General features: G+C 67.6%; 16 protein-coding genes and 1 tRNA gene. 7 read left to right on the top strand and 10 right to left on the bottom strand.

Going from position 1 to position 20586, the window contains the following annotated elements; genetic code table 11:
* The first annotated feature begins 38 nt into the window (after positions 1–38).
* Both EPAKOI_RS04270 and EPAKOI_RS04265 read left to right on the top strand, forming a co-directional pair.
* Complete coding sequence (locus tag EPAKOI_RS04270) at positions 39–1115, top strand: porin (protein WP_124684912.1); 1077 nt, start codon at positions 39–41, stop codon at positions 1113–1115.
* Positions 1116–1355: 240 nt separating this feature from the next.
* The gene (locus EPAKOI_RS04265; protein WP_019448091.1) at positions 1356–1601 is read left to right on the top strand and encodes a hypothetical protein; all 246 of its coding nucleotides are present in this window, start codon (positions 1356–1358) and stop codon (positions 1599–1601) included.
* 180 nt (positions 1602–1781) lie between these two features.
* Here EPAKOI_RS04265 and EPAKOI_RS04260 read toward each other — a convergent pair whose 3' ends face one another.
* Positions 1782–4103 carry an NADP-dependent malic enzyme gene (locus tag EPAKOI_RS04260; protein WP_423193056.1) on the bottom strand — a complete coding sequence of 774 codons (2322 nt, stop codon included), beginning with the start codon at positions 4101–4103 and terminating at the stop codon, positions 1782–1784.
* Positions 4104–4347: 244 nt separating this feature from the next.
* Entirely contained in the window at positions 4348–4989 is a 642-nt protein-coding gene (locus tag EPAKOI_RS04255) for a DUF4136 domain-containing protein (RefSeq protein ID WP_253699924.1), read from the bottom strand.
* Positions 4990–5192: 203 nt separating this feature from the next.
* Here EPAKOI_RS04255 and pepN point away from each other — a divergent pair, with 203 nt between their 5' ends.
* Both pepN and EPAKOI_RS04245 read left to right on the top strand, forming a co-directional pair.
* On the top strand, positions 5193–7886 hold the full coding sequence (gene pepN, locus EPAKOI_RS04250; protein ID WP_423193055.1) for an aminopeptidase N: 2694 nt from the start codon (positions 5193–5195) through the stop codon (positions 7884–7886).
* A 120-nt stretch (positions 7887–8006) separates the two neighbouring features.
* Positions 8007–9020, top strand: a complete 1014-nt coding sequence (locus EPAKOI_RS04245) for a class 1 fructose-bisphosphatase (RefSeq protein ID WP_124684915.1) — start codon at positions 8007–8009, stop codon at positions 9018–9020.
* Positions 9021–9089: 69 nt separating this feature from the next.
* On the opposite strand, the gene EPAKOI_RS04240 is transcribed toward EPAKOI_RS04245, so the two are convergent.
* From EPAKOI_RS04240 to EPAKOI_RS04215, 6 genes are all read right to left on the bottom strand, one after another.
* A complete protein-coding gene (locus tag EPAKOI_RS04240; RefSeq protein ID WP_423193054.1) occupies positions 9090–9920 on the bottom strand; it encodes an aldose 1-epimerase in 831 nt (276 codons plus the stop codon).
* Between the two features lie 289 nt (positions 9921–10209).
* Entirely contained in the window at positions 10210–11493 is a 1284-nt protein-coding gene (locus EPAKOI_RS04235; RefSeq protein ID WP_124684917.1) for a TRAP transporter large permease, read from the bottom strand.
* Positions 11484–12056, bottom strand: a complete 573-nt coding sequence (locus tag EPAKOI_RS04230; protein WP_423193053.1) for a TRAP transporter small permease — start codon at positions 12054–12056, stop codon at positions 11484–11486. The genes EPAKOI_RS04235 and EPAKOI_RS04230 overlap by 10 nt, the downstream gene beginning before the upstream one ends.
* Before the next feature lie 28 nt (positions 12057–12084).
* Entirely contained in the window at positions 12085–13035 is a 951-nt protein-coding gene (locus tag EPAKOI_RS04225; RefSeq protein WP_124685166.1) for a TRAP transporter substrate-binding protein, read from the bottom strand.
* Between the two features lie 133 nt (positions 13036–13168).
* A complete protein-coding gene (locus EPAKOI_RS04220) occupies positions 13169–14056 on the bottom strand; it encodes an SMP-30/gluconolactonase/LRE family protein (protein ID WP_124684919.1) in 888 nt (295 codons plus the stop codon).
* Positions 14057–14061: 5 nt separating this feature from the next.
* On the bottom strand, positions 14062–14901 hold the full coding sequence (locus EPAKOI_RS04215) for an NAD-dependent epimerase/dehydratase family protein (protein WP_423193052.1): 840 nt from the start codon (positions 14899–14901) through the stop codon (positions 14062–14064).
* A 702-nt stretch (positions 14902–15603) separates the two neighbouring features.
* Here EPAKOI_RS04215 and EPAKOI_RS04210 point away from each other — a divergent pair.
* Both EPAKOI_RS04210 and EPAKOI_RS04205 read left to right on the top strand, forming a co-directional pair.
* Entirely contained in the window at positions 15604–16665 is a 1062-nt protein-coding gene (locus EPAKOI_RS04210) for a porin (protein WP_313835735.1), read from the top strand.
* Between the two features lie 319 nt (positions 16666–16984).
* Positions 16985–17060: transfer RNA gene (locus tag EPAKOI_RS04205), tRNA-Thr, on the top strand.
* A 117-nt stretch (positions 17061–17177) separates the two neighbouring features.
* Here EPAKOI_RS04205 and EPAKOI_RS04200 read toward each other — a convergent pair.
* Together EPAKOI_RS04200 and EPAKOI_RS04195 are read right to left on the bottom strand one after the other, a co-directional pair.
* The gene (locus EPAKOI_RS04200; RefSeq protein ID WP_313835734.1) at positions 17178–17609 is read right to left on the bottom strand and encodes a DNA-binding response regulator; all 432 of its coding nucleotides are present in this window, start codon (positions 17607–17609) and stop codon (positions 17178–17180) included.
* Between the two features lie 291 nt (positions 17610–17900).
* The gene (locus EPAKOI_RS04195) at positions 17901–19514 is read right to left on the bottom strand and encodes a DUF342 domain-containing protein (protein WP_423193051.1); all 1614 of its coding nucleotides are present in this window, start codon (positions 19512–19514) and stop codon (positions 17901–17903) included.
* A gap of 227 nt (positions 19515–19741) precedes the next feature.
* On the opposite strand from EPAKOI_RS04195, the gene EPAKOI_RS04190 reads away from it, so the two are divergent.
* The gene (locus tag EPAKOI_RS04190; protein ID WP_124684924.1) at positions 19742–20572 is read left to right on the top strand and encodes a class I SAM-dependent methyltransferase; all 831 of its coding nucleotides are present in this window, start codon (positions 19742–19744) and stop codon (positions 20570–20572) included.
* Positions 20573–20586 lie beyond the last annotated feature (14 nt).

Below are 20586 nucleotides of genomic sequence, written 5' to 3'. Positions count from 1 at the left end.
AAACGTTCTGAGCAGCATCACAACCACGGAGGTCTTACATGACAAAGCAGTACAAGCCGGCCATCAAGCTGGCGGCAATCGCGGCCACCCTCTTCTCCGGCGCGGCCCTGGCCCAGTCCAGCGTCACGCTGTACGGCCAGGCCGACATGTTCGTCGGCGGCATCAAGAGCCCGGGCACGGGCGAGCGCGCCTACGTGGCCAACTCGGGCGGCATGCAGACGTCGTACTGGGGCATCAAGGGTACCGAGGACCTGGGCATGGGCACCAAGGCCATCTTCGACCTGAACGGCTTCTTCCGTACCGATTCGGGCAGCTCGGGCCGCTTCAACGGCGACTCGCTGTTCAGCCGCAACGCCTACGTCGGCCTGCAGAACGACCGCTACGGCGCGCTGAAGCTGGGCCGCAACACCACGCCGTACTTTGTCTCGACGATCCTGTTCAACCCGCTGATCGACTCGTACGTCTTCAGCCCGATGATCTTCCACACGTACTTCGGCACGCCGGGTACGGGCCTCTACGATCCGGGCATCATCGGCGATTCGGGCTGGAACAACTCGATCGTCTACTCCACGCCCACGTTCGGCGGCCTGACCGCCAACCTGATCTACGGCGCGGGCGAGGCGGCGGGCAGCAACAGCAAGAACAAGTGGGGCGGCAACATGACCTACTTCTCGGGCAACCTGGCTGCCACCGTGGCGTTCCAGCAGGTCAAGTTCGACGTGGCGCCGTTCGACCCGCAGAACCCGGCCCTGGCCAACCTGGACAAGCAGTCGGCCGTGCAGGCCGGCCTGTCGTACGACTTCAAGTTCGTGAAGGCCTTCCTGCAGGGCCAGTACATCAAGACGGACTTCACGACCAGCGCCACCGGCGACATCAAGCACATCGACGGCCAGGCCGGCGTCTCGGTGCCGGTGGGCGCGGGCAACGTGCTGGCGTCGTACACGTTCGGCCGCGTGCTGAACGAAGTCACCAGCATCAAGCGCAACACGTTCGCGGTGGCCTACGACTACAACCTGTCGAAGCGCACCGACGTCTACGCGGCCTACTTCTACGACAAGGTCACGGGCGTGGAACACGGCGACAGCTTCGGCGTGGGCGTGCGCCACAAGTTCTGACGCCTGCCGCCAGTCTCGGCGCCGTCACAAAAGCCTGCCCGCGCGGCAGGCTTTTTCTTGCGCGCAACCCGGCCCGATCCGCCACAATGCTGCGCCGCAGCGCAAATTCGCGCGACTGCAGCAGGATCGGAAGCCCCTGCTTCATAGGCCGATTCAATTGGCTACCGCCCCCTCTTCTACCTAGATTGGTCTTCCGGACTGTGTGCCGGACCACGTAAACCAGGACGAGTGAGGTGACGCATGCGGCGCTATGTGAAATCCCGATCGGAACTGATGGCCATCCTGAGCCAGTGCCTGGACAACAACCCGGAATGCGGCGAGGTGGAGCTGCACGCCATGCGCGTGCATCAGCCCGACCATACCGGTTGCAACTGGAGCGCTGAGGTCGATTTTCGCCAGGACACCTTCGACGATCTGGCACAGCAGATGGCCGCGGCCCGCTCGATCATCGTGGTGATGCGGGAGCAGTACAACGTGCTGCAATAGCGGCAATGCACCGGCTAGGGCGCACGACCCGTGCGTACTGACCCGCCGACGCGCTGACACCCCGGCAGACGTGCCAGCGCACCGACAAAAAAACCGGGCCGCGAGGATTGCCCCTCGCGGCCCGGTTTCCTTTTGCGACCATCAGACCTGCACGCCGTGCAGATCAGGCCCGGCGCGGCCTTAGCGGATCGCGCCCGCCTCGGCCACGGCCACGGCCGTCATGTTGACGATGCGGCGCGTGGTGGCCTGCGGATTCAGGATGTGCACCGGCTTGGCCGCGCCCAGCAGGATCGGGCCCACGGTCACGCCCTGGCCGCCCGTCATCTTGAGCAGGTTGAACGCGATGTTGGCCGCGTCCAGCGTGGGCATGACCAGCAGGTTGGCGCTGCCCACGAGCTTGGTGTTGGGCAGGAAGTGGCGGCGCACGTCCTCGTCCAGCGCGGCGTCGCCCTGCATCTCGCCTTCCACTTCCAGCTCCGGCGCCACGCGCGCCAGGATGGCCGCTGCCTCGCGCATCTTGCGCGCCGACGGACGCGTCGACGAGCCGAACATCGAGTGCGACATCATCGCCAGCTTCGGATGCAGGCCGAAGCGCGCAATCTCCTTGGCGGCAAGCTGCGCGATGGCGGCCAGTTCCTCGGCGCTCGGGTCGTCGTTCACGAACGTGTCGGTGATGAACAGCGTGTGCTTTTCCAGCATCAGCGCGTTCATGGCGGCGAACACCTTGGCGTCCGGCGCCAGGCCGATCACGTCGCGCACGTGCTCCAGATGCGCCTCGAAACGGCCCACTGTGCCGCACAGCAGCGCGTCGGCATCGCCCATGTGCATCAGCATCGTGCCGATCAGCGTGTTCGAGCGGCGCAGCGCCACCTTGGCCATGTCCGGCGTCACGCCGTCGCGGCCGCGCAGCGCGTGGTATTCCTCGTGATAGGCGCGGTAGCGCGGATCGTCTTCCGGATTGATCAGCTCGAAGTCGACACCGGGACGCAGGCGCAGGCCGGCCTTCTCGATGCGCATCTGGATCACGTGCGGGCGGCCGATCAGGATCGGACGCGCCAGGCCCTCGTCGACCACGCCCTGCACGGCGCGCAGCACGCGCTCTTCCTCGCCCTCGGCATAGGCCACGCGCTTGGGCGCGGCCTTGGCGCCCGAGAACACCGGCTTCATGATCAGGCCGGTGTGGTAGACGTAGCTCGACAGTTGCTGGCGGTAGGCTTCCAGGTCCTTGATCGGACGCGTGGCCACGCCGGACTCCTCGGCGGCCTTGGCCACGGCCGGCGCGATCTTCTCGATCAGGCGCTGGTCGAACGGCGTCGGGATGATGTAGTCGGGGCCGAACTTCAGCTCGCGGCCACCGTAGGCGGCGGCCACGGCATCGTTCAGCTCGGCCTCGGCCAGCTCGGCGATGGCCTTCACGCAGGCCAGCTTCATTTCCTCGGTGATCTTCGTCGCGCCGCAATCGAGCGCGCCACGGAAGATGTACGGGAAGCACAGCACGTTGTTCACCTGGTTCGGATAGTCCGAACGGCCGGTGGCGATGATGCAGTCCGGGCGCGCGGCCTTGGCCACTTCCGGGCGGATTTCCGGCTCCGGGTTGGCCAGCGCCAGGATGATCGGCCGGTCGGCCATGGTCTTCACCATGTCGCCGGTCAGCACGCCCGCCGTGGAGCAGCCCAGGAAAACGTCGGCGCCCTTGACGATATCGGCCAGCGTGCGGTCCGACGTGTCCTGCGCGTAGCGGGCCTTGTTGGCTTCCATGTTGGCGTCGCGGCCCTGGAAGATCACGCCCTTCGAATCGACCACGTAGACGTTCTCGCGCTTCACGCCCAGGCTGACCATGGTGTCCAGGCAGGCAATGGCGGCGGCGCCGGCGCCCGAGACGGCCAGCTTGACCTTGCCGATTTCCTTGCCCACGACCTTCAGGCCGTTCAGCAGCGCGGCGGCCGAGATGATCGCCGTGCCGTGCTGGTCATCGTGGAAGACCGGAATGTTCATGCGCTCGCGCAGTTGCTTCTCGATGTAGAAGCACTCGGGCGCCTTGATGTCCTCCAGGTTCACGCCACCCAGCGTGGGCTCCAGCGCGGCCACGATCTCGACGATCTTGTCCGGGTCGCGGGCATCCAGCTCGATGTCGAACACGTCGATGCCGGCAAACTTCTTGAACAGGCAGCCCTTGCCTTCCATCACCGGCTTGCCGGCCAGCGGGCCGATGTCGCCCAGGCCCAGCACGGCGGTACCGTTGGTGATGACCGCCACGAGGTTGCCGCGCGAGGTGTACTCGGCGGCCATCGACGGGTCCTTGTGGATTTCCTCGCAGGCATACGCCACGCCCGGCGAATAGGCCAGCGACAGGTCGCGCTGGTTGGACAGCGCCTTCGTGGCCGTTACCTGGATCTTCCCCTTGGTCGGGCTGCGGTGGTATTCCAGCGCGGCCAGGCGCAGTTGCGCTTCGGGGCTGTTGGGGGCGTGTTGCGGTGCATCACCGCTGGTCTTGCTGCTCATTCTGCTTGTCCGGAAGAGAAGGCCAAAAAAATCGAGCAGCCATTCTAGCCCAGCCATTCCGCGCTGGCGGGGCTTTGCAGCGGTCCGGCGCGTGTTTTTGCCGTGCGGCGTTGAAAAACACCTTTTACCGCACGGCAGGGTTCAGGTCCGTCTCACCGGTGGACCAAACCGGTGGACGAATGTCGACGAATGCATGCGGGCCGAATGCTGCGGCGCGCCCGCGCTGGCTGCCCTGCCGGCCGGCTTATTTCGCTTCCTTCTCCACCTCCAGCGTCACGCGCCGCGGGCGGCCGCTGTCGCCCGGAAAGCCGGCAAACGCGCTGCGGATCATGTACGGCATCACGGCGGTCAGATTGCCGCCCTCGGTGGTGTTGCGGGCCGTCACCTGGTACACGCGCTTGCCGCTGGCGGCGTCCTTGAAGAACACGCGCAGGTTCGAGAACGTCACCGGCACGTCGCGCACCACGGTCTGCGGCGGCCAGTAGCCGGGCCCCCAGCCGTAAGGGCCCCACGGGCGGTAGTAGCCATACGGGCCCCAGTAGGGACCCCACGGGCCGTACCACGGGTCGGGATAGACCGTCTCGGCCACGCGGACAAAGCCGGGCGCTGCGTCATAGTCCATCGTCACCAGGTAGCGCGCCTGCCGGGCCGGCACCTGTTCGAAGCCGATGCCGCCCAGCGTCTGCGCCAGCCACGCTTCGTAGGTCTGCCGGTCGAGCTGGCCTTCCTGCTGCGGGGTGCGCTCGAAGGCGTAGGTATGCGGCGGGTCGTTGTTCCAGCCGGCATCGCGGAACGCCGTCACCTCGGTGGTGACGGTGCTGGCGCAGCCCGACAGCCACAAGGCGCCCAGCGCCACCAGCAACCCCATCCCGCCCCGTCTTCCCATGCTTGCCACGGCTTGCCACATCGCGATACCTCTTCTTATTGGTCCGGTCACGTTTCCTGAGACAGGGACGGACGCGCCAAATTCCCTGGGCCACTGCCGGCCCGACGCAGGCCGCATGCCCCTTGGCTACAATGGGGGCTTCAGGGCCCGGCTCCGGCCGCCACGGCCCGCCGCCCCCGGTCACCCGACGACAGGATCTCCCCATGCTGCGTACCGACACGCCCGTTACCGTCTATCGCAAGGACTATACTCCGCCCGCGTTTGCCATCGACCACGTCGACCTCGTGCTCGACCTCGATCCGCAGCGCACCATCGTCACCAGCACGCTGAAGCTGCAGCGCACCGGCGCCGCCGACGCGCCGCTGACACTGGCGGGCGAGGCGCTGGAACTGCTGGGCGTGCGGCTCGACGGGCAGCCGTTCACGGCCTACCGCGCCGACGCCGGCACGCTGACGCTGACCGGCCTGCCCGCGCAGGGCACGCTGGAGATCACCGTCGCCATCGACCCGTCGGCTAATACCACGCTGTCCGGCCTGTACGTCTCCAACGGCAACTTCTTCACCCAGTGCGAGGCCGAGGGCTTTCGCCGCATCACGTACTTCCTGGATCGCCCGGACGTGATGACCACCTACCGCGTGACGCTGCGCGCCGACCGCGCGGCTTACCCCGTGCTGCTGTCCAACGGCAACCTGCTGTCGCAGCGCGACCTGCCCGACGGCCGCCACGAGGCGGTCTGGGAAGACCCGTTCCGCAAGCCGTCGTACCTGTTCGCGCTGGTGGCGGGCAAGCTGGAGCGGATCGAGGAGACGATCGTCTCGGCCTCGGGCAAGGAAAAGCTGCTGCAGGTCTGGGTGGAGCCGCAGGACCTTGACAAGACCCGCCACGCGATGGATTCGCTGATCCACTCGATCCGCTGGGACGAGCGCCGCTTCGGGCTGGAACTGGACCTGGACCGCTTCATGATCGTTGCCGTGGGCGACTTCAACATGGGCGCGATGGAGAACAAGGGCCTCAACATCTTCAATACCAAGTACGTGCTGGCCAACGCGCAGACGGCCACCGACGTCGACTTTGCCAATATCGAGTCGGTCGTGGCGCACGAGTACTTCCACAACTGGACCGGCAACCGCGTGACCTGCCGCGACTGGTTCCAGTTGTCGCTCAAGGAGGGCCTGACCGTCTTCCGCGACCAGGAGTTCTCGGCCGACATGATGGGGTCCGAATCGGGCCGCGCCGTCAAGCGCATCGAGGACGTCCGCGTGCTGCGCCAGGTGCAGTTTCCCGAGGACGCCGGCCCGATGGCCCACCCGGTGCGCCCGGACAGCTACGAGGAAATCAACAACTTCTACACGGTCACGGTCTACGAGAAAGGCGCCGAGGTGGTGCGGATGTACCAGACCCTGCTGGGCCGCGACGGCTTCCGCAAGGGCATGGACCTGTACTTCCAGCGCCACGACGGCCAGGCCGTGACCTGCGACGACTTCCGCGCGGCCATGGCCGACGCCAACGGCCGCGACCTGAAGCAGTTCGGCCTGTGGTACAGCCAGGCCGGCACGCCGGTGGTGACGGCCCGGACCCAGTGGGATGCCGCCGCCGGCGCGCTCACGCTGACGCTGACGCAGCGCTGCCCGAAGGTCGGCATCGAGACCCGCGCCGGCAGCCCGGACAAGCAGCCGTTCCACATCCCGTTCGCGCTGGGCCTGATCGACGCCGAGGGCAACGACCTGCCGCTGCAGCTCGACGGCGAGCCGCAGCCGGCCGGCACCACGCGCGTGCTCGATTTCACGCAGGCCGAGCAGACTTTCCGCTTCGTCGGCCTGCCCAAGGGCGGCCGCGCGCCGCTGCCGTCGCTGCTGCGCAATTTCTCGGCGCCGGTCATCGTCGACTACGAATACAGCGATGCCGAGCTGACGTTCCTGCTGGCCCACGACAGCGACGCCTTCAACCGCTGGGAAGCCGGCCAGCGGCTGGCCACGAGCGCGCTGCTGCAACTGGTGGCCGACGTCCAGGCCCGGCGCGAACTGAAGCTCGACACCGGGCTGGTGGCCGCCTTCCGCACCGTGCTGACCGATGGCACGCTGAATCCGGCGTTCCGCGAACAGGCGCTGATGCTGCCGGCCGAGGCGTACCTGGCCGAGCGCATGGGCGTGGCCGACCCGGCCGCCATCCACCGCGCCCGGCTGTTCCTGCGCGAGGGTCTGGCCCGCGCGCTCAAGGCCGAATGGCTGGCCGCCTATCACGCCAACGCCACGCCGGGCACCTACAACCCCGACGCCGAATCCATGGCCAGGCGCGCGCTGCGCAACCTGGCGCTGGGCTACCTGGCCGACACCGGCGACGCCGACATGCAGGCGCTGGCCGACCAGCACTACCAGCAGAGCGACAACATGACGGACCGCTTCGCGGCGCTGTCGGCGCTGGTCAACAGCTTCGCGCCGGGCCGCGAGCACGCGCTGGCGGACTTCTACAGCCGCTTCGAGGGCGACGCGCTGGTGATCGACAAGTGGTTCTCGCTCCAGGGCATGCAGCGTGGCGACGTGGGCCCGCACGCCGGCAAGCGCACCATCGACACCGTGCGCGCGCTGATGGCGCACCCGGCGTTCAACCTGCGCAACCCGAACCGCGCCCGCTCGCTGATCTTCAGCTTCTGCTCGGGCAACCCGGCCCAGTTCCATGCCGAGGACGGCTCCGGCTACGCGTTCTGGGCCGAGCAGGTGCTGGCGCTGGACGCGATCAACCCGCAGGTGGCCGCGCGGCTGGCCCGGGTGATGGACCGCTGGCAGAAGTACGAGATCCCGCTGCGCGACCGCATGCGCGCGGCGCTGGAGCAGGTGGCGGCCGCGCCCACGCTGTCGCGCGACGTGCGCGAGATCGTCGGCAAGGCGCTGGCGAGCTGACCGTCCCCTTCGGTGCGCCGCCGCACCAGGACATGGGCCGATTAAGGCGCGCGGCGGGCCAAAACGGCCTGTCCGCAGCGCTGGCCCTGTAGAATGGCGGCCATCCAAGGAGAACCCACCATGACACGCATCAGCCTCACCCGCTATCTGGTCGAGGAGCAGCGCAAGCACAACACGATCCAGCCCGAGCTACGGCTGCTGATCGAGGTGGTTGCCCGCGCCTGCAAGGCCATTTCCAACGCCGTCAGCAAGGGCGCCCTCGCGGGCGTGCTGGGGTCGGCCGGCACCGGCAACGTCCAGGGCGAGACGCAGCAGAAGCTCGACGTGATCGCCAACGAGGTGCTGCTGGACGCCAACGAATGGGGCGGCCACCTGGCGGCCATGGCGTCCGAGGAAATGGACTCGTTCTACGAGATCCCGAACCGCTATCCGAAGGGCGAGTACCTGCTGCTGTTCGATCCGCTGGACGGCTCGTCGAACATCGACGTCAACGTGTCGATCGGCACGATCTTCTCGGTGCTGCACATGCACAAGCCGGGCGAGACCGTGACCGAGAGCGATTTCCTGCAGCCCGGCACGCACCAGGTGGCCGCCGGGTACGCGGTGTACGGCCCGCAGACCACGCTGGTGCTGACCGTGGGCAACGGCGTGCACATGTTCACGCTGGACCGCGAGGCCGGCAGCTTCGTGCTGACGCAGTCGGACGTGAAGATCCCGGAGGACACCAAGGAATTCGCGATCAACATGTCCAACATGCGCCACTGGGCCCCGCCGGTGCGCCAGTACATCGACGAATGCCTGGCGGGCGAAGACGGCCCCCGCGGCAAGAACTTCAACATGCGCTGGATTGCGTCGATGGTGGCGGACGTGCACCGCATCCTCACGCGCGGCGGCATCTTCATGTACCCGTGGGACAAGCGCGAGCCCGAGAAGCCGGGCAAGCTGCGCCTGATGTACGAAGCCAACCCGATGGCGTTCCTGGTCGAGCAAGCCGGCGGCGCGGCCACCAATGGCCAGGAGCGCATCCTGGACGTGACGCCGACCAAGCTGCACCAGCGCGTATCGGTGATCCTGGGCTCGAAGAACGAGGTGGACCGCGTGACGCGCTACCACCGCGAGGCCGACAAGGGCTGACCGGCGACCATCCCGGCAGCACGACACAGGGCGCTTCGGCGCCCTGTTTTCATTGGCGGGTCAGGCCCGTCAGGCGGCCAGCAGCCACTGCATCCGCCAGCGCGCGGTGTCACCCGGCGCCAGCGTGCGCAACCCCGTGCCTTCCCAGCCGCGCGCCGCCAGGTTGACGGCATCGGCCACGTGCGACACCGGCTCCAGGCAGAAGAACGCGCAGCCGGCCGGCGCGTGCAGCACCAGGTGGTCCAGCCCCTCGCCGGCGCGGATCGTCAGCGTGGCGCCGTCCGGCCGCTTGACCGTCGCCGTACGCTTCCAGCCGCCGTAGTAGCGGCTGAAATCGCCCTCGGGCAGGTCGCGCTCGCGCAGGAAGCGCTCGCCATCGGCCACGGCCGTGCGCCCCGTGGCCACGCCGCCCGCATCGGACGGCCAGACGTACGCGGCATCGAACTGCACGCGCAGCCCTGGCACCCGCGCCAGGAACGGATGAAAGCCGCCACCCACGGGCATGTCGGAGTCGCCATCGTTGCGGATGGCCAGCTCGGCGTCGAGCCCCGTGGCCGACAGCCGCAGCGTCTGCCACGCCGTGAGCGCCCACGGCCAGCCGCCATCGCGCCCGGCATGGGCCAGCGTCATGACGAGCTGGTCGGCGCCGGCTTCAGCCACGGTCCACGGCCGCGCGTGGCCAAGGCCGTGCATCGCATGGGCCTGCCCCGGATGGGCCGGCACCACGATGTCGCGCCCCTGCCAGCGAAAGCGCCCCTCGCGGATCCGGTTCGAGAACGGCAGCAGCGGATAGCTGCCCGCCTTGGGCCACTGATGCGCATCGAACCCCTGCGTGGCATCGAGCGGCGCCAGCCAGTCGATCACCGTGCCATCGGCCCGGGCCGTACGCAGAGTAGCCATGCGGCCGCCGAGGAACGGGGCGATGGTGAGGGTGTGGGGGGCGGCGGTGAGGGTGTGGGTGGGGCCTGGAACGAGGTTGGGCATGGTCGTGTGGTGAATCGCGGCGCGGCTTACCCAATATCGGATCGAACGTCGACGGGTTGCTCCCCTCTCCCTCCGGGAGAGGGGTTGGGGGAGAGGGCGTGGCGGTTCCATCCACGACATGTCGCGATCTGATCCGCTGGCCCTCTCCCCCCGCCCCTCTCCCGCAAGCGGGAGAGGGGAGACAACAATGGGAACGCGTACGTTCCTACTTCAGCAACGTCTCCGGCAGCCACAGCGAGAACGCCGGCACGTATGTCACCAGCAGCAGCGCCGCCAGCAGCGCGCCGTAGAACGGCCAGATCGTGCGCATGACCTGCCCCACCGAGACGCCGCCGATGGCGCAGCCGACGAACTGGGTGGTGCCCACGGGCGGGGTGTTCAGGCCCAGCGCGCAGTTGATCAGCATCAGCATGCCGAACTGAACCGGACTCATGCCGTAGTGCATGCAGATCGGCAGGAAGATCGGCGTGCAGATCAGGATCGTGGCGGCCATGTCCAGGAAGGTGCCGAGGATGAACAGCATCACGTTCACCATCAGGAAGATCACCCACGGGCTGGTGGACACCGAGCTCAGGAACTGCCCGGTCAGCTCGGCCACGCCATAGAGGCTGATCATGTAGCCGAACGTCGCCGAGATGCCGATCAGCAGCAGCACCACGCCGGTCGTCTTGACCGCCTTGGCCGCGGCCTTGATGAACTGCTCGCGGGTCAGCGAGCGGTACAGGAACACGGTCAGCGTCAGCGCGTACAGCACGGCCACGGCGGCCGACTCGGTGGCCGTGAACACGCCCGACAGGATGCCGGCCAGGATCAGCACCACCACGAACAGCCCGGGAAGCGCGGCGGCCAGCGAATGGCCCACGATCTGCCAGCCCGGGAACGTGCCCGACGGGTAGCCGCGGCTGCGCGCCACGAAGTACGCGGCGGCCAGGTTGCAGATCGTCAGGATCAGCGCCGGCAGCACGCCCGCCAGGATCAGCGCGGCGATGGACACCTTGCCGCCCGCCGCCAGCGTGTAGATGATCATGTTGTGGCTGGTCGGCATCAGCGCGCCCACCAGCGCCGCGTGGGTGGTCACGTTGACCGCGTAGTCGGCGTGGTAGCCCTCGCGCTTCATCATCGGGATCATCACCGCGCCCATTGCCGACACATCCGCCACGGGCGACCCCGACACGCCGCCGAACAGCGTGCACGCCACCACGTTGGACATGCCCAGCCCGCCGCGCACATGGCCGGCCATCGACTTGGCAAAGTTGACGATGCGGTCCGCGATGCCGCCGTACAGCATCAGTTCGCCCGCGAAGATGAAGAACGGGATGGCCAGGAACGAGAACGCGTTCATGCCCGACGTCATCTGCTGGAACACCACGGCCAGCGGCAGGCCCTCGTAGAGGATCGTGGCCACGGCCGACAGCCCGATGGCGAACGCGACCGGCACCCCGAGGATCAGGAAGCCGAAGAAGCAGACGGTGAGGATGATCAGTGCCATGCCGGCTCCACTTCCGTGCCTTTCAGCACTGCAATGATGTGTTCGATCGAGAACAGCACGATCAGCACGCCGGCGATGACCGGCGGCAGGTAGCGCCAACCTTCGGAAATGCCCAGCGTGGGCAGCTTGTAGTCGGCCACGGACATCGCCAGGATCGCGCAGTTCCAGGCCATGACCGCGCCGAACGTGCCGACCAGCGTGTGGATCAGCAGTTCAAGCTTGATGCGCAGGCGCTCGGGCAGCAGCACCAGCAGCGACTCCAGGCCGATGTGGCCCGCGTCGCGCACGCCCACCGCCGTGCCCAGCATGGTCACGTACAGCACCAGCAGCATCGCGATGGACTCGGCCCAGGTGGGCGTGTCGTTGAGCACGTAGCGCCCGAAGACCTGGTAGAGCACCGCGATCACGAGCAGCACCAGGCCGAAGACGCCCAGGCCCAGGCAGGCCCGGGCCAGCGCGGCACAGAAGCGGGTATAGGGATGGGCGTGCGCGGCCACCGCCGGGTCGGCGGGGCCATGCGCGCCCTCCGCCGGCGCGGCCGGCGTGGGGGATGGCGAAAGCATGATGGATTCCCTGCTGCGGGTACGTCGGTTACTTCGTCTCTTGCGCGCGGCGCACGAGGTCCTTCATCTGCGCGCTGGTGATGAAGCGGTCGTACACGGGCTTCATCGCGGCCTGGAACGACGCCTTGTCCACCTGGATGATCTGCACGCCCGACGCCTCCACCAGCTTGCGCGACTTTTGCTCGCGCTCATCCCACAGCTTGCGCATGTACGGCACCGAATCCTTGGCGGCCTGGCGCACCATCGCCTGGTCTTCCTTCGACAGGCGGTCCCACGCAACCTTCGAGAACAGCAGCATTTCCGGGGCCATCGAGTGCTCGGTCAGCGAGTAGTACTTGGCCACCTCGAACTGGCGCGAGCTCTCGTAGCTGGGCCAGTTGTTCTCGGCGCCGTCGACCAGGCCGGTCTTCAGCGCGGTGTAGACCTCGCCCCAGGGCATCGGCGTGGCGTTGGCGTGCATGGCTTCCAGCAGCGACACCCAGAGGTCCGACTGCTGCACGCGGATCTTCATGCCCTTGGCGTCGGCCAGCGACTTGATGGGGCGCTTGGTGGTGTACATCGAGCGCGAGCCGCTGTCGTACCAGGCCAGGCCGATGAAGCCGTTCTTCTCGCACGACTTCAGGATGTCGTCGCCCACCGGGCCGTCCAGCACGTGCCGCATGTGCTCGGTGGAGCGGAACAGGAAGGGCATCGTCGGGACGATGGTCGCCTCGCAGATGTTGTTCATCGCGGCCGAGTTCACGCGCACCATCGACAGCGCGCCGATCTTGGTCTGCTCGATGGCGTCCTTCTCGCTGCCCAGCGAGCCCTGCGCGAACACCTTGACCGACATCTTGCCGTTGGAGCGCTGCTTGAGCAGGTCGCCCAGGTGGCGCACGGCCTGGACGGTCGGGTAGTCGTCGGGATGGATGTCGGCCGAGCGGAATTCCACGGCGTGCACGGCCGTGGGCAGCGCCACGGCGGCGAGCAGCGCGGCCATCAGGGTACCCAGGCGGGTACGCGGGGAGCGGTGTTGGAACATGTGTATTGCCTCCAGAGTTATTCGTTATCAGTCGACACAGGTTCGGCCCCCTGGCCCGGCGCGGGCCCGGAGGGCGCGATGCGAAATCGGGTCAGTCGCGCAGCACGGGCTCCGCGGTGCCGCGCACGCCGGGGCGCAGCGCCACCACGGCGCCGGACAGCGGGTCGCTGTCGTCGGTGCGGATCGACGTGACGTAGAGCGTGTCCAGCCCGCTGCCACCGAACGCGCACATGGCCGGCTTGGCGAACGGCACGGCCAGGCTGCGGTCCAGGCGGCCATCCGGCGTGAAGCGGTGCACCTGGCCGGCGTCGTTGCCGCAGATCCAGTAGCCGCCGTCCTGGTCCACCGCGGCGCCGTCGGGGCGGCCCGGGTAGCGGTTCATGTCGATGAACACGCGCCCGTTGGCCGGCGTGCCGGTATCGACGTCGTAGTCGAAGGCCCAGACCGCCTGCCGCGCCGGGTGCGAATCGGACAGGTACATCGTGCGCCCGTCGGGGCTGAAGGCCAGGCCGTTGGGCGTGATCAGGTCCTCGCGGACAACGTCCAGCGCGCCGCTGCGGGCGTCGTAGCGGTAGAGCTTGCCGTCGGTGGCGGCCAGCGACATGTCCATCACCATCGTGCCGGCCCAGAAGCGGCCCTGGCGGTCGCAGCGGCCATCGTTGAAGCGCATGCCGCCGCGCGCGTGCTGCACGGCCGCCACGGGCTGCGGCGTCGGCGCCGGTTGTCCCGCCACCAGCTTGCCAATGCGGAACAGGCCGGTCTCCATCGCCAGCAGCCAGCCGCCGTCGGCCGTCATCGCCATGCAGCCCGCCATCTCGGGGATGGCCCAGTGCCTGGTGTCGCCGCTGGCCGGATCAAAGCGCCACAGCGTGCGATTGGGGATATCGGTCCAGTACAGCGCCGCCTCGCCCGCGTGCCAGACGGGGCTTTCGCCCACGCCGCAGCGCATGTCGCCGATCCGTTCGTAGGTGCCGGCCATGGCGCTCAGTCCCCGAACGGGCCGGCCTTGACGAAGGCCCCGCCCTGGTACCAGCCGGCCGGGTCGTCGGCCGGCAGCGGCGGCACCGATTCCACCTTGGCGCGGAACTGCTCGGACGACTCCACGGGCCTGAAGCCCAGGCGGGCCGCCTTGCTGTTGTCCCACCAGCTGTCGCGGTTGGCCGATGCGCCGTAGACGATCAGGAAGCCCACCTTCGGCACGAAGATGGCGCGCTTGACGAGCTGTTCCAGGTCGTCGTAGCCGAGCCACGTGACCAGCATGCGGCGGTCCTTCGCTTCGGGGAACGACGAGCCGATGCGCAGCGCGACGGTGTCGATGCCGTAGCGGTCGCTGTAGAAGCTGGCCAGCTGCTCGCCGAACGCCTTGCTGACGCCGTAGTAGCCGTCGGGCCGCGCCGGCGTATCGGCGTCCAGCACTTCGCCCTGCCGGTAGTAGCCGATGACGTGGTTCGAACTGGCGAACACGATCCGGCGCACGCCCTGGCGGCGGGCCGCCTCGTACAGGTTGTAGGTGCCCTGGATGTTGGCCGGCAGGATTTCCTCGAACGGCCGCTCCACCGATACGCCGCCCAGATGCACGACCGCGTCGACCCCTTCCAGCAGCGCGTGCACGGCCTTCGCATCGGACAGGTCGCACGGCACGACTTCTTCCTGCTCCCGGGCCTGGCCGAGGTTGGCGATATCGGACACGCGCACCACGTCGGCATAGCGCTTCAGCCGGTCACGCAGGACCTTGCCCAGATTGCCGGCGGCACCGGTCAGGAGAATGCGATGGCAACGGGTGGTGACGCCGTCGAGCGGGTCTTGGGAGGAGGTCTGAGACATGGTGTCGGGCTACAGCGGCGCGCGATCGGAAAATCGGCACACCAATGACTGGAAAGGGAGTAATTGATCTGTTGTCATACAACGCCACTGGAATCTAATCGTCTCCCCTTCTCCGGTCAAGGTGCGATTCCCTAAGTAAATTCCCTAGAAGTTTTAAGATGCAGACATCCAGACTTGGATTTCCGGCGCGTGGTTTTTCCTCACTCAAATGAGTGAGTTAGCAGGATTCCGACTGCCCAGGCCCTGCTGCGCAATGGCGCTGCAGGCCGCGCCGGGAGTCGATTTTCCATTGCTTTTAAATAACTTACGTGAAACTGACAAACGTTTGCTGCAATGCAAGCTAAGCATTTGCCTAATTCTGCAAACCCGCGTTTGAGGGTTCGCGATAATGTCGATGGAATATCGGCTCTAGTGTTGTGGATCCACCCAATGTCTCGTCGTATGTCTTGCTACGTTATTTTTCTGTAAGGTACGATGTCATAGGACATCGGATCTGTTTGCCTGCCTTTCCCAGGCCAGCCGCGCCGCATGTCCCGGCGCCGTGGAGACATCCTCGCGCGCCACCCATGCCCGCCGGTGACACATGCCCTGCCGCTTTCCAGAAGGCGGCACCCGAGGTCGACACAACAGACGCAGCACGGCATGCAGCACCGGTCTACCGCAGCAAATAACGAAACCAGAGCCAGGATGGAGACCAACATCATGAAGCGAGCCCTTGCGCCCTTCGTCACCACGGCCGCGCTGGCGGCCATCGGCGCCGCGGCACCGGCCCACGCCCAGTCGAATGTCACGCTGTACGGCATCGTCGACACCACGATCCGCTATACGACCAACGAAAGCGCCGCCGGCAACGGCAAGCTCCAGATGAGCGACGGCGTGCTGACCGGCAGCCGCTGGGGCCTGTACGGCGTGGAAGACCTGGGGCGCGGCTACCAGGCGCTGTTCGTGCTCGAATCGGGCTTCTCGCCCGACGCCGGCCAGAGCCTGCAGGGCAACCGGCTGTTCGGCCGCAAGGCGTACGTCGGGCTGCAGGGCGAATTCGGCACCGTCACGCTGGGCCGCCAGTTCACGGTGATCCACGAGGTCATCGCCAGCTACGACGCGATGGCGCTGGCCAACCTGTCCATCGTCGGCTTCCAGGGCGGCAACTACACGGGCGGCGTGCGCCAGGACAACATGATCAAGTACGCCGGCAAGTTCGGCGGCTTCACCATCGCGGCCCAGCACGCGTTCGGCGAGCAGCCGGGCAGCGTGGCGCGGTCGTCGTCGACGGGCGGCAGCCTGACCTACGCCGCAGGCCCGTTCATGGTCGCGGGCGGCTACCAGATCATGAAGGACAGCACGAGCTACTACGGCGTGACCGTCCCCACCAGCGACCAGAAGGTCTGGACGCTGGGCGGCACCTACACGGCCGGCCCCGCGACGATCTACCTCGGCTACACCAACAGCAACGTCGACAACGCCGGCTACAAGAACCAGGCCGGCTACCTGGGCGGCAAGTACCAGTTCAACCCGGCGTGGTCGCTGATCGCCATCGGCACGTACGACCACCTGAAGCACGGCGGCGATTCGGGCAACCGCTTCACCGGCGCGCTGATGCTGGACTACGCGTTCAGCAAGCGCACCGACGTCTACCTGGAAGCCGACTACACGACGCTGACCGACGCCTGGCGCACGCTCGGCGCGCAGCCGACCTTCCAGACGCCGTTCTACGGCCACGGCAGCCGCGTGGGCGTGATGGCCGGCCTGCGCCACAAGTTCTGACGCGGCACCACGCGGTCAATCGGAAACAGGGGGCGGCTTCGCCCCCTTTTCCATCCAAGCCCGCCGCGCGGCACGTGCGATCCTTACGCCTGTTGCTGCAGCGGACACATCGCCGCCAGCCACACCCGCAGCACCCGCCAGCCAGCCCGGCGCCGCCAGATCCGGTAAAAAATCTGCGCGAGGGGCTTCACAAAACTGGAAGGCGCTGATAGTATTGCGGGCTCTATCCGATTCGTTGCAGACGCCGCAAAACACCGCAGCAGCACGGATCACCGCGGTAAATCGCGACGATGGAACAGGTTTCGCAAGTCAAGGTTTCGCCGGTGTAGCTCAGTTGGTAGAGCAGCGCATTCGTAATGCGAAGGTCGTAGGTTCGACTCCTATCTCCGGCACCATTCACTTGAAGTAGGAAGGGCAACCCAGGCGGGTTGCCCTTTTTGCTTTGGGGCTTCGCAACCGGGCCGGCTGAAGTACGACGTCGAGCTGCACGCCGACGCCGCCGAGCCCCCCTCTCAAGACATCGCGCCCGGCCGATGGTGCAGTTGCCACGCGTCGGCGGCCACGCGGCGCAGCGGCACGAGGCTGTCGCTGCCGACCATCTGCATCACGGCCATCTCGATGCGTTCGATCGTCGCGGTCTTGGGCAGGCAATCCACCACGCCGCGCGACTCCAGCGCGGCCGGCACGCGCAGCCACATGTTGTCGGACAGCAGCAGGATGCGCGCGTTGGGCAGCGCCTCGGTCAGGCGCCGCAGCAGGTACCAGTTGTCGTTGACGTCCCCGGCCATGCCGTAGACCACCACGGCCGGCGCGTGGCTGGGCGCGAGTGCGACGATGTCGGCCGGGTCGATGGCATGGACAGCGCCGATGCCCGGCATGCGTTCCAGCAGGCGCTGCATGCCCAGGCGGACCAGCGGCTGGTCGTCGATCACGATGGCGGTCATGGTCTATCTCCCCGTATCTTGTATGGATGCAGGGATTCTGCAAGCGTCATGCCAGACGGTTTGTGGCCGCTGTGGAGGGTCGTGGCGCGAGCCATGGCGAACCCGCCAGCGCCCGCGGCCCCTTGGCCCGCCGGGGCTGGCCGGCCTTGGCCGACCGCGCCGGCGCACTGCCGGCCATGCCGGGCGGACCGCACGCGATGTTACGGCCGGCGTAACGTGTCACGGGGCACCGTAACGTGAGACCGTCGGATCGGCAGACCATCGAGGCTGGACCGGGCCGGCCCGCCGTTGTCAGGTCACCGTGATCCGGTCGTCGATCACGCGCACCTGCCCGCCCGTCTTGTCCTCCATGACCTTGAGCACCTTGTGCCCTACCTGCAGCGTCACGCCGCCATGGATGCGGCGGCCCACCGCGATCACGGCATCGTCGGACGGCTTGATCTGCTCGGCCAGCCGCGCGATCTCGGCGTCCAGTTCGAACAGGTCCTTGTTGATCTTGAACATCGTGGCGCGCGCCTTCTCGCGGACGTCGCCCTGGGCGCGCTCGGGATGCTTGGCGAAGAACGCCACCAGCTGCTGCAGCTTGGCCTGGTCGTCCAGCACCCTGCGCCGCCGCGCCTCCAGCTCGGCCTTCTGCTCGTCGGCAAACGGGTTCAGGCCCACCTGCACGGCCGTGGCGCTGCCGGCCGGCGCGCCCAGCGTGGCCACGCTCACCGACTGCAGCGCGCGCGTGCGGCCGCCGCTGATGCTGCCCTGCCCGGTCGGCGTGCCCACCACCACGCGCTCCCCGGCCGAGACGTCGCTCTGCCGGATGCCGCTTTCCACCACCACCTCGGTGGCGGCCTCGACGATGGCGTTCTGGATATAGCGCGCATGCACCGCACCCTTGGTGCGGACGCTGGCAATCTCGTTGGGGTCGCCGCCATGCGCGGTCTCGGCCCTGCCGATGATGCCGCCCTTGACGATGACGTCGCCGCCGGCCTCCACGTGGGCCGCCTCGATCGTGCCCTGCACCACCACGTCGCCGGTCACGCGGACCGACATGCCGGTGAGGATGTCGCCCGACACGCGCAGCGAGCCATCGAAATTGACATTGCCCGAATGCAGGTCCACCGCGTCCACGTCGACCACGGGGCTGACGATCACGCCATTGGGCAGCACGCGCGGCGACCCGGCGATGACGGCCAGCAGCAGGTTGGGGTCGTTCGGGTCCGGGGCCACGCCGGTCAGGTCCGGCGCGTAGGGGGTGTCGATGACCGGCTCGGCGGCGATCGGCTTGCCCAGCAGGTCCATGCCGTCCTTGCCGGGCCGGGCCGGCGTGCGGCGCATCAGCGCGGTGCCGGGATTCACCAGCAGCAGGCTGCCGAGGTCGCGCAGGTCCACCCGCTCGTCCTCGTTTTCCGCCTGCGCGGGCCGGCGCTGCTGCACGAGGCTGTCGAACCGGGCGGGCTCGCCCTGCACCGGCGCCACGCCGCGGGCAATCTCGCGGCCCTCGCAGCCGCCCGCTTCCAGCGCCACGCGGATGGCGGCCGAATCGAGCAGCGCCACCACGCCCATCGACGCCGCGGCGGCCGCGATGTCGGCTTCCTCGATCGGACGGCCGCCCTCGGGCGGCATCAGCGTCAGCAGCAGTTGCAGCTTGTCGCCGGTCATTTCCAGTTCGAAGGCACCGTCCAGCACATTGCCGATCACCGCGTCGATCTCGCGATCGGTGAGCTGGCACTGGGTCAGGAAGCCGGTCACGGCGCCCTGGTCCAGCCGGGCGCCTAGCCAGCCGTGCTCGGCCAGCGACGCCTCCAGCGCCGTCCGGTCCGGCGGCCGCCGCCCCGTTTCCGGCGTAAAGCAAGCCCTTACCTGATCTCCCGGCTGGTTGAGTTCCAGCCGTAATCCCACGTCCGCGTTCATGGCTCCCCGCTTTCTGGTTGCAGCGTGGTGCCCGCCGGCCGGGGTTTATGCCCCGCGCGTCCTTCCGCCAGGACGTCCGTACTTGCGCCAACCCTGCTTGTCGTATCCAGTGGTCAACGGCAGAAATGCGAGTGAGCTTTAGCCCACAAAAGTAGGGGACCGGCGTTTTCGGTAAACTGACGCCCTTTCCGAAGCGCCCGGGATCCCAGAATCCCCAAAATCCCCAGATGTCCAGCCCATACGAAGTCCGTCCCGGCCAGTCCGTCGAACTGCTCAAGGAACTCCATATCCTGACGCGCGACGGCAAGATGAACCAGGACAGCCGCCGCAAGCTCAAGCAGGTCTACCACCTGTTCCAGTTCATCGAGCCGCTGCTGCGCGAGGTGAAGGACGCGAAGGGGTCCGTGGCGCTGGTGGACCATGGCGCCGGCAAGTCCTACCTGGGCTTCATCCTCTACGACCTGTTCTTCAAGGACCTGCACGACGATTCGCACATCTTCGGCATCGAGACCCGCGAGGAACTGGTGGCCAGCTCCCAGGCGCTGGCCAGCCGGCTGGGCTTTCCGGGGATGTCGTTCCTGAACCTGTCGGTGGCGGATTCGATCACCTCGCCGGCGCTGCCCGCCACCGTGGACGTGGTCACCGCGCTGCATGCCTGCAATACGGCCACCGACGACGCCATCCGCTTCGCGCTGGCCAAGCACGCCCAGCACATCGTGCTGGTGCCGTGCTGCCAGGCCGAGGTGGCCAGCGTGCTGCGCAAGCACAAGGGCCGGCTGCTGGCCGGCAATCCGATGACGGAAATCTGGCGCCACCCGCTGCATACGCGCGAGTTCGGCAGCCAGCTGACCAACGTGCTGCGCTGCCTGCAGCTCGAAGCGCATGGCTACCAGGTCAGCGTGACCGAGCTGGTCGGCTGGGAACATTCGATGAAGAACGAGCTGATCATCGCGCAGTACAAGGACCTGCCGCGCCGGCGTCCGGCCGAGCGCCTGAAGCAGGTGCTGGAATCGGTCGGCATCGAGGAACTGGGCGAGCGCTTCTTCACGCCCGCCTGACCCCGCGCCGCCCG

The sequence above is a fragment of the Cupriavidus sp. H18C2 genome (assembly GCF_049393795.1).
Taxonomy (GTDB): domain Bacteria; phylum Pseudomonadota; class Gammaproteobacteria; order Burkholderiales; family Burkholderiaceae; genus Cupriavidus; species Cupriavidus pauculus_C.
Note: the sequence above shows the minus strand (reverse complement) of the source record. Positions and strands in the feature narration are given on the sequence as shown.

What these genes read in the sequence shown, in the direction of transcription:
- EPAKOI_RS04230 (WP_423193053.1), bottom strand. Translation starts at nt 12,056, where the DNA reads ATGCTTTCGCCATCCCCCACGCCGGCCGCGCCGGCGGAGGGCGCGCAT.
- EPAKOI_RS04215 (WP_423193052.1), bottom strand. Translation starts at nt 14,901, where the DNA reads ATGTCTCAGACCTCCTCCCAAGACCCGCTCGACGGCGTCACCACCCGT.
- EPAKOI_RS04235 (WP_124684917.1), bottom strand. Translation starts at nt 11,493, where the DNA reads ATGGCACTGATCATCCTCACCGTCTGCTTCTTCGGCTTCCTGATCCTC.
- EPAKOI_RS04265 (WP_019448091.1), top strand. Translation starts at nt 1,356, where the DNA reads ATGCGGCGCTATGTGAAATCCCGATCGGAACTGATGGCCATCCTGAGC.
- EPAKOI_RS04225 (WP_124685166.1), bottom strand. Translation starts at nt 13,035, where the DNA reads ATGGCCGCGCTGCTCGCCGCCGTGGCGCTGCCCACGGCCGTGCACGCC.
- EPAKOI_RS04270 (WP_124684912.1), top strand. Translation starts at nt 39, where the DNA reads ATGACAAAGCAGTACAAGCCGGCCATCAAGCTGGCGGCAATCGCGGCC.
- EPAKOI_RS04200 (WP_313835734.1), bottom strand. Translation starts at nt 17,609, where the DNA reads ATGACCGCCATCGTGATCGACGACCAGCCGCTGGTCCGCCTGGGCATG.
- EPAKOI_RS04240 (WP_423193054.1), bottom strand. Translation starts at nt 9,920, where the DNA reads ATGGCTACTCTGCGTACGGCCCGGGCCGATGGCACGGTGATCGACTGG.
- EPAKOI_RS04220 (WP_124684919.1), bottom strand. Translation starts at nt 14,056, where the DNA reads ATGGCCGGCACCTACGAACGGATCGGCGACATGCGCTGCGGCGTGGGC.
- EPAKOI_RS04255 (WP_253699924.1), bottom strand. Translation starts at nt 4,989, where the DNA reads ATGGGAAGACGGGGCGGGATGGGGTTGCTGGTGGCGCTGGGCGCCTTG.
- EPAKOI_RS04260 (WP_423193056.1), bottom strand. Translation starts at nt 4,103, where the DNA reads ATGAGCAGCAAGACCAGCGGTGATGCACCGCAACACGCCCCCAACAGC.
- EPAKOI_RS04245 (WP_124684915.1), top strand. Translation starts at nt 8,007, where the DNA reads ATGACACGCATCAGCCTCACCCGCTATCTGGTCGAGGAGCAGCGCAAG.
- pepN (WP_423193055.1), top strand. Translation starts at nt 5,193, where the DNA reads ATGCTGCGTACCGACACGCCCGTTACCGTCTATCGCAAGGACTATACT.
- EPAKOI_RS04210 (WP_313835735.1), top strand. Translation starts at nt 15,604, where the DNA reads ATGAAGCGAGCCCTTGCGCCCTTCGTCACCACGGCCGCGCTGGCGGCC.
- EPAKOI_RS04195 (WP_423193051.1), bottom strand. Translation starts at nt 19,514, where the DNA reads ATGAACGCGGACGTGGGATTACGGCTGGAACTCAACCAGCCGGGAGAT.
- EPAKOI_RS04190 (WP_124684924.1), top strand. Translation starts at nt 19,742, where the DNA reads ATGTCCAGCCCATACGAAGTCCGTCCCGGCCAGTCCGTCGAACTGCTC.